Here is a 13,311-nt window from a genome sequence, read left to right as displayed (position 1 = left end):
CAAGCTCGCTGCCACAGGGGGGGATTTAACCCCGGGCCAGGATCAGCAACCGCGCAATATCCCGCGCCCGGTCGGTGAGCAATGGTGCTGCCCGGGCGCAGGCGTCCTGCAGGGTCATCGGGCCGCTGGCAATTGCAAATGCCGCGTTGATGCCGTGCTCATACAGCGCCTGATACCCCTCGCCCAACGTGCCGGCCAATACCACCACCGGGACCCCTTCAGCGCGGGCGATGCTCGCCACGCCAAAGGGGGTTTTGCCGCGCAGGGTCTGGGCATCGAAACGGCCTTCACCGGTGATCACCAGGTCTGCGCCCTTCACCGCTTCTGCCAACCCTACAAGCTCGGCCACTACTTCAACCCCGGCGCGAAACTGCGCGCCGAAGAACGCCTTGGCAGCAAACCCCAGCCCGCCGGCAGCGCCCGAGCCCGGCTCGTGTCGCACATCCTTGGGCAGCACGTTTGCACAGTGATCGGCAAAGTGCCCCAGCGCCTGATCCAGCAAGCGCACCTGTTCGGCGGATGCGCCTTTTTGCGGGCCGAAGATTGCCGAAGCACCGTGTTCGCCACACAGCGGGTTGTTGACGTCGGCGGCAATTTCAAAGCGTACTTCGGCCAGGCGCGGGTCCAGGTCTGACAGTTCGATACGCGCCACATGGGCCAGCGCCAGGCCGCCACGCGGCAGGTGATTGCCCTGGGCATCGAACAAGCCCAGACCCAGGGCCTGCAACGCGCCTGCCCCGGCGTCGTTGGTTGCACTGCCGCCGATAGCCAGGATCACCCTGCGGGCACCGGCGTCCAGGGCAGCCTTGATCAGTTCGCCAGTACCGAAGGTGCTGGTGATGCAGGCATTGCGCTGCTCCGGCTTGAGCAGTTGCAGGCCGCTGGCTTCGGCCATTTCGATGATGGCTGTGTGGCTGTCCGGCAGCCAGCCCCAATGGGCCTCGATCGGCGCGCCCAGAGGGCCTTGCACATGATTGCGGCGCAACTGGCCATTACCGGCGGCGACGATCGCCTCGACTGTGCCTTCACCACCATCGGCCATCGGGCATTTGATCAACTGCGCGTGGGGCATGACATCAGCCAGACCGGCAGCGATCGCATCGGCGACTTTTTCGGCACTCAGACTGTCTTTGAACGAGTCGGGGGCAATCACGATTTTCATGGGGCGCATCTCCAGTTCTTATGCCTTCCATGCTGCCAGCAACGGGGCGAAAACACGCCAGTCGGGCGCACAAGAAATCACGGGCTTTGTTGTTCATTTGGACAATGCTCAGCTCTGGGGCAGTAACTGCACCCCCAGATAAAGGGCCAGCATGCCATTGAGGCTCAAGGGGTCGACGCCGCTCAATTCCGCGATGCGCTCCATCCGATAACGCAGGCTGTTGCGATGAATCCCCAGCGCATCGGCGCAGGCCTGGCTCTGGCCGTCGTGCTCGCACCAACTGCGCAGTGTGGTAATCAATTGGCCATTGGCGTCCTTGGCCACTACTTTGTGCAGCGGGCCGAGCAGTTCTTCCAATGCATCATCATTGCGATGGCGCCACAGCATTACCGGCAAGCGATAGCGATCAAGGGTTAACAACCGGGTGTGCGGCAGCACATCACGGCCATAGGCCAGCAAGTCCCCCACCCGGCGGTAACAGCGGCGCAACCCCTTGAGCGCATCGGCCTGCCCGCCCGCAGCAATGCGCAATACCTGCCAGCCCTGGCCGTCGAGCCTCTCCAGCAAACGCAGATCATCCAGTGCAGCGGTTGCAGGGCGGCACCACAGCAGGGACCCGGTTGCCGGGCACACACACCAGCTGTCCGGGTAGCGTGATTGCAACCAGGCACTCAAAGCCTCGGCACTTTGTCCCTTACCCAGCTCGAACAGATAGGGGATGCGAGACAGCTGCGGCTTGAGCCCCAGCTGCTGGGCCTCATCAATCAGGCGCGGGGAGTCACCGCCCTCGCTGAGCAGCAAAGCCACCAAGTCATCACAACGCTGGCGTCGCCATTGTTGCTCGGCCTGCTGAAAGCGCTGGCCCACCAGCATTTCAGCGGTCATGCGCACCAGTTCGGCATAGGTACGCAGCAGTTCGGGCTCGCCAGTCAGGCCCAGCACCCCGATCAGTCGCTGGTCGAGCAGCAGTGGCAAGTTGATACCCGGCTGCACGCCCTTAAGGCATTTGGCCGTTTGTGCGTCGATTTCCACCACCCGTCCATTGGCCAGCACCAATTGCGCCCCTTCGTGCCGGGTATTGATACGCTCGGGCTCGCCACTGCCCAGGATCAGGCCCTGGCTGTCCATAACGTTTACGTTGTAAGGCAAAATGGCCATCGCACGGTCAACGATGTCCTGCGCCAAATCGTGGTCCAGTTCAAACATGGGGTGACTATCCTTGGGTACATTTGTTCACGGGCACAGAGCGCTTGGCGAAATGCTGTGCGACAGCACAAAGACAGCAGCGTTGTGGTGACCGAGACTCAAGCTGCGGTCAACGTTACCCCTGGATCGTGAAAAAACATAATAAAGAGAGACATAAGATGTCACAGAGCGCCACCGCATCGCTGATCAGCGATGACGATAAAAACGCCATCTACAAACGCATCACCCTGCGCTTGATTCCGTTTATTTTTATCTGCTATCTGTTCAATTACCTCGACCGGGTAAACGTTGGCTTTGCCAAATTACAGATGCTTGACGCCCTCAAGTTCAGCGAAACGGTCTACGGCCTGGGTGCCGGGATCTTCTTTATCGGCTACGTCTTGTGTGGCGTACCGAGCAATCTGGCCCTGACCCGATTCGGTCCAAGGCGCTGGATTGCAGTGATGATGATCAGTTGGGGCACACTGTCGACCTGCCTGATGTTTGTCACCACGCCTACTGGCTTCTATACCCTACGCCTGCTGACCGGCGCGGCTGAAGCGGGCTTTTTCCCGGGCGTGGTGCTGTATCTGTCGCAGTGGTTCCCGACGTTTCGTCGTGGCCGGATCATGGCGCTGTTCATGTGTGCCATTCCTGTTTCGGGCTTGATCGGTGGGCCGTTCTCCGGCTGGATCCTCAGCCACTTCGCTGCAGGCCAGGGCGGCCTTGCCGGCTGGCAGTGGATGTTCCTGCTGCAAGGCGTGCCTACAGTGTTGCTGGGCGGCCTGGCGATCTACCTGCTCAGTGACAGTTTTGCCAACGCCAAATGGCTGGGTGCCCACGAGCGGGCGGTACTGGAAGCCGACCATCGCCTGGACGCGGACAGCAAGCCGGCCTCTTCCACCGATTCGCTGCTGGCAGTGTTCAAAAACCCGGCCATCTGGGCCTTTGGCCTGATTTACTTCTGCATCCAGAGTGGCGTGTACGCGATCAACTTCTGGCTGCCGTCGATCATCAAGAACCTGGGTTTCAGCGACACCCTGGTGATTGGCTGGATCAGCGCCATTCCCTACCTGCTGGCAGCGGTATTTATGCTGCTGGTCGGGCGCTCGGCAGACCTGCACAAAGAGCGGCGCTGGCACCTCGTGGTGCCGATGCTGATGGGCGCGCTGGGGCTGGTGATTGCGGTGAATTTCGCCACCCAGCCGGCCATAGCGATTCTGGGCCTGACCATTGCCACCATGGGCGCACTGACCGGTTTGCCGATGTTCTGGCCGGTACCGACGGCGATGCTCAGTGCAGGGGCGGCCGCAGGCGGCCTGGCACTGATCAACTCAATGGGGCAAATGGCTGGTTTCCTCAGCCCGTATCTGGTGGGTTTTGTCAAAGACGCCACCGGTTCCACTGACGTGGCGCTGTACTTGCTGGCAGCGGTGATCGTGGGCGGCAGCCTGCTGGCCCTGCGCATGACCCGTGGAATCAAAAACGCATAATCAAGCACAACCTTTGGGAGCCCGGCTTGCCCGCGATGGCAGCACCGCGGTCTGACAGACAGACCGCGGCGTCTGCATCGCAGGCAAACCAGCTCCCACTGATTATCTGGCGCCCACAATCAATCAAGCATTTGCCCTGCAGCTCGCAGAGCCTCAAGCTACGCACTTCTAATAATCAAAATGCGTGTTTCAACGAGGCTGTTGTGTCCAAAGGTATTGTTCTGTCTGTTCTGGCATCGAGCCTGTTCGGTGTCATGTATTACTTCACATCCCTGCTCTGGCCCTTGAGCGGCGCCGAGATCTTCGGCTGGCGGATGCTCCTGACCCTGCCCTGCATGACCCTGTTCATGTGTTTTTCCGGCGATTGGCGGTTAGTGCCGGTGATTTTCTCGCGGCTGCGCCAACAACCGAAATTCCTTGCCGTGCTGTTGGCGTCCAGTGCCCTGGTGGGCGTGCAACTCTGGCTGTTTCTGTGGGCACCGCTCAACGGCCACAGCCTGGACGTTTCGCTGGGTTACTTCCTGTTGCCGCTGACCATGCTGCTCACCGGGCGCCTGGTGTATGGCGAGCAGTTGTCCCATCTGCAAAAAATCGCGGCTGCGCTGGCAACCCTGGGGGTTGCCAACGAGGTGTATCGCGTGGGCGGGTTCTCCTGGACCACATTGGTGGTGGCCATCGGGTACCCCTTGTACTTCGTGCTGCGCAAGCGCTCAGGCACCGACAACCTCGGCGGCCTGTGGGTCGACATGTTGCTGTTGATGCCGGTGGCCTGGTGGTTTGTGCAAAGCGGCGAACAAGGCTTTGATGTGGCCAGCCATCGCCCGGCACTGTACGCGCTGATTCCGGTTCTGGGAGGCATCAGTGCCCTGGCCCTGATCAGCTATATCCTCGCCAGCCGCATGCTCGCATTCAGCCTGTTTGGCCTGCTCAGTTATGTCGAACCGGTATTGCTGGTGCTGGTGGCGTTACTGCTGGGTGAAAGCATCAGCGCCGGGCAATGGCTGACCTACCTGCCGATCTGGCTGGCCGTGCTGGTGTTGATTTTTGAAGGCTTCAAGCATCTGGTACGCCAGCGCCGGTCTGTGTAAACAGTGGGAGCGAGCCTGCTCGCGAAGGCATCACTGCGATTTCCTGCAATGCTCGCGTTGCCTGCTTCGCGAGCAGGCTCGCTCCCACAATCTGCCCTTTTGCACCGTAACAGCCCACCGTTAATCAGTTTTTTTCATAACACGAACGCTCGTTTAAAACGACTTTGGCCCAGTAATTGCTTAGGCTTTTGCAAGTTCAACATTCTCAACAAGAATCACTCCCAAGTAACTGGTTTAAAAGGCGTTTGCCAATGACCGCCAACAGCCTCAAGCTATGCGCCCACTCACACGAGTAACGTTGTAGATCCATTGAGGTTGTTGTGTCTAAAGGCATTGTTCTATCGATTTTGGCTTCCTGTCTGTTTGGCGTTCTGTACTGGTTCACTTCCCTTCTCTGGCCCCTCGATGGCCAGGAAATCTTCGGCTGGCGAATACTGATCTCGCTGCCCTTCATGACCCTGTTTATCTGCCTCTCTGGCGACTGGAAATGGGTTCCTATAATTTTCAATCGCTTACGCGATAAACCTCTACTGATTCCTTGTGTATTGCTCACCAGTTTCCTGGTTGGTCTGCAGCTGTGGATGTTTATGTGGGGGCCGCTCAATGGACACGGTCTGGATGTGTCGCTGGGTTACTTCCTGTTGCCCCTCACGATGATCCTCACCGGCCGCATTGTGTACGGCGAGCACCTGTCGCACCTGCAGAAAATCGCCACGGCCCTGGCCGTGGTCGGTGTGGCCAATGAGCTGTATCGCACCGGCGGCTTCTCCTGGACGACCCTGGTGGTGGCCATCGGCTACCCGATGTACTTCGTGCTGCGCAAGAAGATCGGCATCGACAACCTGGGTGGCCTCTGGCTGGACATGTTGCTGATGGTTCCGGCGTCCCTGTGGTTTGTGCTGGCAGGGCCGCATATCGACCTTGGCGAGCAACGCCAGGCACTGTATGCGCTGGTGCCGCTGATGGGCATTATCAGTGCTGCGGCCGGCTTCTCGTACATCCTGGCCAGCCGCCTGCTGCCCTTCAGCTTGTTTGGCTTGCTCAGCTATGTCGAGCCGGTGCTGCTGGTCGCTGTCGCCCTCTTGCTGGGCGATAGCCTGGAAGAGGGTCAATGGCTGACCTATGGCCCTATCTGGCTCGCGGTGGTCGTGCTGATTATTGAAGGCTTGAAGCATGTGAGTCGCCAGCGACGTTCCATCTAGGTCGCAGTCTCCTTCTTCAGGCCGGCAACCAGAGCTTGAAGCGGGCGCCGCCCAGAGGCGATTGTTCGACATTCAGCGTCCCGCCCTGCGCTTGCAGGGCGCGACGACTGATCGCCAGGCCCAGGCCGAAGCCCCCGGTTGCCCGGTCGCGACTGCGATCCAGGCGGTAGAACGGCTCAAAAATTCGCTCGCGTTCCTGTTCGGGAATGCCGATGCCATCGTCATCTACCCACATCTCACAGCCTTGCGCAGTGACGCTTACACCCACCTGAATTCGTCGGTCGCAATAACGCATGGCATTGCGCAACAGGTTTTGCAGCGCCCGGGCAGTCAGGTGCGGATCAAGGGCAAAACGCTCTTGAGCACCGTGTAACAACACATCCAGCACGATTTCGGGCGCTTCGAGCTCCTCATCGAAACTGCCGAGGATGCTGTCGATAAACTCGTCCAGCGAGACCTCTACCCTTTCCGGCATCAAAGCCGGGTTTTGCAGGCGGCTGAATGACAGCAGCTCAAGCACCAGCCCATCCAGTTCGCGAATATGCCCCACCAGCACTTGCAGGCGCTCACGGCTGGCCCGGGGCAAGTCGTCGCACAAAACCAGGGCCAGGCCGAAGTCCAGGCGCGTCAATGGCGTACGCAACTCGTGGGATACCGCATTGAGCAGGTCCCGCTGCTGGTTGAGCAGGTGCTCGACATCCTGCGCCATGGCGTCGAACACCGTGGCCAGGCCGTGAATATTGGAACGTTGGGAGATCTGCGTACGCTCGCTCAGTTGCCCCTGACCGATACGTGCCGCGGTCAGTTTGAGTCGCTCCAGGTCGCGCCAGTGCGGTCGCAGCCAAAGCAGCAAGCCACCGAGCATGGCGGCACCGATCAGTACGTTGATGCTCCAATACAGCACATTCATGTCAAAGGGGTCTGGCGGCATGACCCACTCGATTGCAACGTGATCGTCCAGCGGTGAAACCACCAGCGTACGCCAGCCCCACTCGCCAATGCGCAAGACGCCCTGCCCCTGCTTCAACTGCTGTTGTTCCCCGGCAGTGAACTTGGCATCGCTAATGGGCAGCAGATTGACCCGTATCGGCTGGAACTGCGTGTCGATTTCTCGGGCGAGTTCAGGCCATTGCTCAGGGGGCAGATGATGGAACTGTTTGACCAGCAAGGCCTGCATGCCCCGCGACATGTCGATGTTGTAGTTCATGAAGCGCTCATGAAACAGCGACACGATCACCCCGGGGATCAGGTAACTGGCCGTGGCAAACGTCACGATGGTCACCAGATACAGGCGTATCAGAATCTTGAGCATGGATTCAGCATTCCCATTCCGAGCGACTGAACAGGTAGCCCTTGCCCCATACGGTCTTGATCTTGCGCGCTTCGCCGGCGCAGTCATCGAACTTGCGCCGCAGCTTTGAAATGGCCACATCGACCGAGCGATCAGTACCGTTGAACTCAATGCCACGCAGACGCTGCAGAATCTGGTCACGGCTCAGCACTTCGCCGGCATGCCGGGCCAGCACCACCAGCAGGTTGTACTCGCCGCTGGACAACTCGATCATCTGCCCGCGCCAACTGACGGTGCGTTCCGACAGGTCGATGCACAGGTTGCCGATAACGATACGGTCACTGGCTACTTGCGGCTCGGCCAGGCTGCTGCGACGCAAAAGAGTGCGTACCCGGGCCAACAACACCCGTGGCTCGCAAGGTTTTGTCACATAATCGTCGGCCCCCATCTCTAGCCCCAGCACCTGATCATGGCTATCGTCGCGGGCTGTCAACATCAGGATCGGCAGGCTTGCTGACTCGGTACGGAGCAAACGGCAGACTTGCAGGCCATCAAGGCCTGGCAACATCAGGTCAAGAATGACCAGGTCAGGCGGGTTGCTTCTCGCCCTGTCACAGACTTGATCACCTCGGGCAATCACGCTGACTTGATAGCCATTGCGCTCCAGATAGCTGGCAATCAGCTCCGAAAGTGCGGCATCGTCTTCGACCAGCAAAATAGTGGGCATAATAACTGCTTACAACCGGGGGAAACCCGAAGGATATACAACCTGGCAGGGATAGCCGCATAACCTTCACACTTTTTCACACTCCCTCTACATAGCTTCACAACGCCCCTTGCGTGCTGCGCTTAGCATGCCAAACAGAAACATCCCGCATATTTCAGAAGGCACGATCGTTGAAAAAGCTCTTCGCCCCTCTATTTCTCACGGCCCTGGCCCTGGCCATCAGTGCCTGTGACAAAAGTCCGGTCGCTGAAACCCGACCTCCTTTGGCCAAAGTGCGCAGCGAAGTCATCGCTACGGCGCCGCTGTCGGTCAATAACGAATTGAGCGGGCGCGTGGTCGCCCCGCGCGTGGCGCAAGTCAGTGCCCGTGTTGCAGGCGTGGTGCTCAAGCGCGTGTACATCGAAGGCAGTGAAGTCAAACAGGGCGACGTGCTGTTTTTGATCGATCCTGCACCGTTTCAGGCCGATCTGGACAGCGCTCAGGCAGCATTGCGCAAATCCGAGGCAGTGGCCCTGCAGGCAAAACTGCAGGACCAGCGTTATGCCGAGCTGATCGGCATCAATGCCATCAGCCGCCAGGATCATGACAACGCACGGGCAGCGGCCCAGCAGGCCAACGCCGATGTGGCTGCCAACAAGGCCGCCGTCCAGCGGGCAAAACTGAACCTGGGCTATGCCACCGTGACCGCGCCGATTTCCGGGCGCATTGGCCGGGCGCTGGTTACGGAAGGTGCACTGGTTGGCCAGGGCGAGGTCACGCCAATGGCGCGCATCCAGCAACTGAACCCGATCCATGTCGACCTCACCCAGTCCACCCGCGACCTGGACAACCTGCGTGAAGCTTTCCGCGCTGGCGAATTGCAACAAGTTGGCAAGCAACAGGCCAGGGCCACCCTGATTCGTGACAATGGCAGTCTCTACCCGTTGCCGGGCAAGCTGCTGTTCACCGACGTCACCGTGGACCCGAGCACCGGGCAGATCATTCTGCGCAGCGAGTTCCCCAACCCGGACTACGACCTGTTGCCCGGCAGCTTTGTGCGGGTACGCCTGGAACAGGCCGTCAACAAGGAAGGCATCAGCGTGCCGCAACGGGCAATCCTGCGCGACAGCGCCGGCATCGCCCAGGTGCTGCTGATCGATGCCGACAACCGCGTGCAGCTGCAACCGGTACAACTGGGCGGCGCGCAGAATGATCGCTGGGCGGTCACGTCCGGGCTTAAGGCCGGTGACCGGATTGTCACTGAAGGCCTGCAACACGCCCGCCCGGGCGAACAAGTACAAATAGATGACCCGACACTTCCTCTCGCACACTCCACGGATCGGTGAGCATGCCGCAGTTCTTTATCGACCGCCCGGTCTTTGCCTGGGTCGTTGCGTTGTTCATTATGCTGGCGGGGGCTTTGGCCATCCCGCAGCTGCCCGTCGCCAAATACCCCGATGTGGCACCGCCGCAGGTCGAGGTGTACGCGATTTACCCCGGCGCCTCGGCACAAACCCTGGACGAAAGCGTAGTCAGTCTGATCGAGCAGGAGCTCAACGGTACCGACGGCCTGCTCTATTTCGAATCCCAAAGCAGCCTGGGCAGTGCCAGCATTACCGCGACGTTCAAACCCGGCACTGACCCGGAAATGGCCCAGGTGGATGTCCAGAACCGCCTTAAAGCGGTGGAATCACGCCTGCCCCAGGCGGTTATCCAGCAAGGCTTGCAGGTGGAGAAGATCTCCTCGGGCTTTCTGATGCTGGTGACCCTGACCGCCGACAGCACCAGCACGCTGGACGAGGTCGCGCTAAGCGACTACCTGGCGCGCAACGTGATGAACGAGGTCAAGCGTATCGACGGCGTCGGCAAGGCCCAGCTGTATGGTGCCGAGCGGGCCATGCGCATCTGGATCGACCCGCATAAGCTGATCGGTTTCAACCTGACCCCAGCGGATGTCAACCAGGCCATTGCCAGCCAGAACGCCCAGGTATCGGCAGGCAGCATCGGCGACTTGCCGGGTCGTTCTACCCAGGAAATAACCGCCACGGTACTGGTCAAGGGTCAGCTCTCAACCCCGCAAGAGTTTGCCGATATTGTCCTGCGCGCCAACCCGGACGGTTCAACCGTGCGCGTCAGCGATGTGGCCCGGGTTGAGATCGGTAGCCAGGAATACCAGTACGGCACCCGCTTGAACGGCAAGTCGGCCAGCGCCTTCAGCGTCAAGCTGGCCCCGGAAGCCAACGCGCTGAATACCGGCAACCTGATTCGCGCCAAGATGGACGAGCTCAGCCGCTACTTCCCGGCCGGTGTCGAGTACACCATCCCCTATGACACCACGCCCTTTGTCAAAGTCTCGATTACCAAGGTCATCTACACCCTGGTCGAAGCCATGGTGCTGGTGTTTCTGGTGATGTACCTGTTCTTGCAGAACATTCGCTACACCCTGATCCCGACCCTGGTGGTGCCGGTGGCGCTGATGGGCACGTTCGCCACGATGCTGGTACTGGGATTCTCGATCAACGTCCTGACCATGTTCGGCATGGTGCTGGCCATCGGCATTCTGGTGGACGATGCCATTGTGGTGGTGGAGAACGTCGAGCGGATCATGGTCAGCGAGGGGTTGTCGCCCCGCGAGGCCACACGCAAGGCGATGACCCAGATCAGCGGCGCGATTGTCGGCATCACCCTGGTGCTGGTGGCCGTGTTTATTCCGATGGCATTCATGCCGGGCTCGGTGGGGGTTATTTACCAGCAGTTCTCGCTGTCGATGGCGACCTCGATTCTGTTCTCGGCATTTCTGGCCCTGTCATTGACCCCGGCGCTGTGCGCAACCCTGCTCAAGCCGATCGCCAAGGGCGAGCATCACGCCAAGGGCGGGTTTTTTGGCTGGTTCAACCGCAAGTTCGAGCACCTGAGCGCAGGTTATGAAAACTGGGTGGTGCATCTGATCAAGCGCAGCGGCCGCTATCTGCTGCTATATGGTGCTTTGCTGGTGGTTCTGGTGTTGTGCTTTGCTCGCCTGCCCTCGTCTTTTTTACCGGTCGAGGATCAGGGTTACATCATCACCGATATCCAGTTGCCACCCGGTGCCAGCCAGAACCGCACAATCAACGTGGTCGAGCAGATCGAGGCCCACAACGCCAGCGAGACCGGCGTGGGCAACACCACGATGATTCTGGGTTTCAGCTTCTCGGGCAGCGGGCAAAACGCGGCACTGGCCTTCACCACCCTGAAGGACTGGTCGCAACGCGGCGCCAAAGACTCGGCGTCTGCCATCGCCGATCGGGCCAACGCTGCCTTCAGTGAAATCAAGGACGCGATTGCCTTTGCCATCTTGCCACCCCCGGTCAGCGGCCTGGGTACGTCCAGTGGTTTTGAGTTCCGCCTGCAAGACCGCGGCGGGGTCGGTTATGACGCCTTGATGCAAGCCCGCAGCGAACTGCTGGCACTGGCGGAAAAAAGCCCGGTGCTGGCCAATGTCCGCGAAGAAGCACTGGCAGAGAGCCCGCAAGTGCAGCTGGAGGTCGATCGCAAGCGCGCCAATGCGCTGGGCATCTCCTTTGCAGACATCGGCGCAGTGCTGTCTACCGCCGTAGGGTCGGCCTATATCAACGACTTTCCGAACCAGGGGCGCATGCAGCGGGTCGTGGTGCAGGCTGAAGGCGACCAGCGCAGCCAGGTCGAAGACTTGCTGAAAATCAATGTGCGCAACGACCAGGGCAAGATGGTACCGCTCTCGGCCTTTGTCGAGGCCCGCTGGATCCAGGGGCCATCGCAGTTGACCCGCTACAACGGTTACCCGGCGATCAGCATCTCCGGCGAGTCGGCTGCCGGCCACAGCACCGGCGAGGCGATGGTAGAAGTGCAGCGTCTGGTCGACCAGTTGCCTGCAGGTCTGGGGCTGGAATGGACCGGCCTGTCCTTGCAGGAGCAGGTTTCCGGGGCGCAGGCACCGGTTCTGCTGGCCTTGTCGCTGCTGATCGTGTTCCTGTGCCTGGCAGCGTTGTACGAGAGCTGGTCGATACCGACTGCGGTGTTGCTCGTAGTGCCATTGGGCGTCCTGGGCGCCGTGCTGGCAGTCACGCTGCGCGGGATGCCCAATGACGTATTCTTCAAAGTAGGCCTGATTACGATTATTGGTTTGTCCGCGAAGAACGCCATCTTGATCATCGAGTTTGCCAAGACGCTGTACGACGAAGGCCATGATCTGGTGGACGCTACCGTGCAAGCCGCCCGCCTTCGTCTACGGCCGATTGTCATGACATCGCTGGCGTTTATCCTCGGTGTAGTGCCACTGGCCATTGCCACGGGGGCCAGCTCGGCCAGCCAGCAGGCCATCGGTACGGGGGTGATTGGCGGCATGATCGTCGCCACCCTGGCAGTGGTATTTGTGCCAGTGTTCTTCGTTGTTGTAATGAAACTGACAAGAAGTAAACCTCGTCAGCGTTAAGCCAGCGCGCTGCGTGCTAAGGTGCTGTATTAACTGGTAACAGGGATTGTTTATGCCGCACCTTGCCCGCACCCATCCTCGCCTTACTGTCGCCACCCTGATCGGGGTGGCAGTAGGCATCTTTGCTCCAGCCTCCACTCTGACCAGCAAATTCCTGCTGGGCTGGAATGCCGGTGTCTGGCTGTATCTGGCAATGACGCTCTGGCTGGTGATCCGTTCCAAAGCCAGTGACGTGAAAAGTACAGCCGAAGTGGAAGATGAAAACGCCAGTATGGTGTTGATCACCGTGTGCATTGCTTCGATTGCAAGTCTGGCTGCCGTTACCCTTGAACTGTCAGGCAGCAAGCTCAGCGATGACGATCGCCTGATGCATTACGGTTTTACCGGGCTGACGGTGGTGGGTTCGTGGTTGATGATCGGGGTGATTTTCAGCCTGCATTACGCGAGACTGTTCTATAACAACGAAGGAACCGAGCCGGCGTTGCGCTTCCCTGAAGGGGAACTGAACCCGGACTACTGGGACTTTATGTACTTCTCTTTCACCCTCAGTGTTGCGGTACAAACAGCTGATGTGAGTATCGCTACCCGAGAAATGCGCAAGGCGGTGCTGGGGCATTCACTGCTGGGGTTTTTGTTCAACACGGCCGTGCTGGGGTTTTCGATCAATATTGCGGCGGGATTGTTTTAACCGGGCAGTTCAAAGCCCCTCTCCCTTTGGGAGAGGGGCTTTTAGT

10 protein-coding genes are annotated in these 13,311 nt (G+C 59.7%); 6 read left to right on the top strand and 4 right to left on the bottom strand.

The annotated features are described in order from the left end of the window. Nucleotides 1-25 precede the first annotated feature (25 nt). Both HBN79_RS03350 and HBN79_RS03345 read right to left on the bottom strand, forming a co-directional pair. Complete coding sequence (locus tag HBN79_RS03350) at nt 26-1,162, bottom strand: glycerate kinase (protein ID WP_095019185.1); 1,137 nt, start codon at nt 1,160-1,162, stop codon at nt 26-28. A gap of 108 nt (nt 1,163-1,270) precedes the next feature. Then, on the bottom strand, nt 1,271-2,368 hold the full coding sequence (locus HBN79_RS03345) for a sugar diacid recognition domain-containing protein (RefSeq protein ID WP_095000255.1): 1,098 nt from the start codon (nt 2,366-2,368) through the stop codon (nt 1,271-1,273). A 158-nt stretch (nt 2,369-2,526) separates the two neighbouring features. On the opposite strand from HBN79_RS03345, the gene HBN79_RS03340 reads away from it, so the two are divergent. The 3 genes from HBN79_RS03340 (at nt 2,527) to rarD (HBN79_RS03330) (ending at nt 6,130) form a co-directional block, all read left to right on the top strand. Continuing rightward, nucleotides 2,527-3,840 (top strand): MFS transporter, encoded by a 1,314-nt coding sequence (locus HBN79_RS03340; protein WP_095000256.1) that lies wholly within the window; start codon nt 2,527-2,529, stop codon nt 3,838-3,840. A gap of 203 nt (nt 3,841-4,043) precedes the next feature. After that, on the top strand, nt 4,044-4,928 hold the full coding sequence (rarD, locus tag HBN79_RS03335; protein ID WP_095000257.1) for an EamA family transporter RarD: 885 nt from the start codon (nt 4,044-4,046) through the stop codon (nt 4,926-4,928). A 320-nt stretch (nt 4,929-5,248) separates the two neighbouring features. Beyond that, nucleotides 5,249-6,130: an EamA family transporter RarD gene (rarD, locus tag HBN79_RS03330; RefSeq protein WP_095023898.1), complete on the top strand. Its 882-nt coding sequence runs from the start codon at nt 5,249-5,251 to the stop codon at nt 6,128-6,130. A gap of 16 nt (nt 6,131-6,146) precedes the next feature. On the opposite strand, the gene HBN79_RS03325 is transcribed toward rarD (HBN79_RS03330), so the two are convergent. Then, nucleotides 6,147-7,442 carry an ATP-binding protein gene (locus HBN79_RS03325; protein WP_169916278.1) on the bottom strand — a complete coding sequence of 432 codons (1,296 nt, stop codon included), beginning with the start codon at nt 7,440-7,442 and terminating at the stop codon, nt 6,147-6,149. A gap of 4 nt (nt 7,443-7,446) precedes the next feature. Further along, nucleotides 7,447-8,148 carry a response regulator transcription factor gene (locus tag HBN79_RS03320; RefSeq protein ID WP_095000260.1) on the bottom strand — a complete coding sequence of 234 codons (702 nt, stop codon included), beginning with the start codon at nt 8,146-8,148 and terminating at the stop codon, nt 7,447-7,449. Nucleotides 8,149-8,318: 170 nt separating this feature from the next. Between HBN79_RS03320 and HBN79_RS03315 the strand changes: the two genes are divergently transcribed. Genes HBN79_RS03315 through HBN79_RS03305 form a run of 3 tightly spaced genes read left to right on the top strand, consistent with a single transcriptional unit; the run spans nt 8,319 to nt 13,265 of the window. Continuing rightward, a complete protein-coding gene (locus HBN79_RS03315; RefSeq protein WP_095000261.1) occupies nt 8,319-9,473 on the top strand; it encodes an efflux RND transporter periplasmic adaptor subunit in 1,155 nt (384 codons plus the stop codon). Between the two features lie 2 nt (nt 9,474-9,475). Further along, complete coding sequence (locus tag HBN79_RS03310; RefSeq protein ID WP_095019188.1) at nt 9,476-12,577, top strand: efflux RND transporter permease subunit; 3,102 nt, start codon at nt 9,476-9,478, stop codon at nt 12,575-12,577. Nucleotides 12,578-12,629: 52 nt separating this feature from the next. After that, the gene (locus HBN79_RS03305; RefSeq protein ID WP_095000263.1) at nt 12,630-13,265 is read left to right on the top strand and encodes a DUF1345 domain-containing protein; all 636 of its coding nucleotides are present in this window, start codon (nt 12,630-12,632) and stop codon (nt 13,263-13,265) included. Nucleotides 13,266-13,311: the final 46 nt, after the last annotated feature.

The organism is Pseudomonas sp. WS 5051 (assembly GCF_012985715.1).
GTDB classification, from domain to species: Bacteria; Pseudomonadota; Gammaproteobacteria; order Pseudomonadales; family Pseudomonadaceae; genus Aquipseudomonas; species Aquipseudomonas bubulae.
Note: the sequence above shows the minus strand (reverse complement) of the source record. Positions and strands in the feature narration are given on the sequence as shown.

Excerpts from the sequence above, each read along its gene's own strand:
- HBN79_RS03350 (WP_095019185.1), bottom strand. The coding sequence starts at position 1,162 with ATGAAAATCGTGATTGCCCCCGACTCGTTCAAAGACAGTCTGAGTGCC.
- HBN79_RS03345 (WP_095000255.1), bottom strand. The coding sequence starts at position 2,368 with ATGTTTGAACTGGACCACGATTTGGCGCAGGACATCGTTGACCGTGCG.
- HBN79_RS03340 (WP_095000256.1), top strand. The coding sequence starts at position 2,527 with ATGTCACAGAGCGCCACCGCATCGCTGATCAGCGATGACGATAAAAAC.
- HBN79_RS03325 (WP_169916278.1), bottom strand. The coding sequence starts at position 7,442 with ATGCTCAAGATTCTGATACGCCTGTATCTGGTGACCATCGTGACGTTT.
- HBN79_RS03320 (WP_095000260.1), bottom strand. The coding sequence starts at position 8,148 with ATGCCCACTATTTTGCTGGTCGAAGACGATGCCGCACTTTCGGAGCTG.
- HBN79_RS03310 (WP_095019188.1), top strand. The coding sequence starts at position 9,476 with ATGCCGCAGTTCTTTATCGACCGCCCGGTCTTTGCCTGGGTCGTTGCG.
- HBN79_RS03305 (WP_095000263.1), top strand. The coding sequence starts at position 12,630 with ATGCCGCACCTTGCCCGCACCCATCCTCGCCTTACTGTCGCCACCCTG.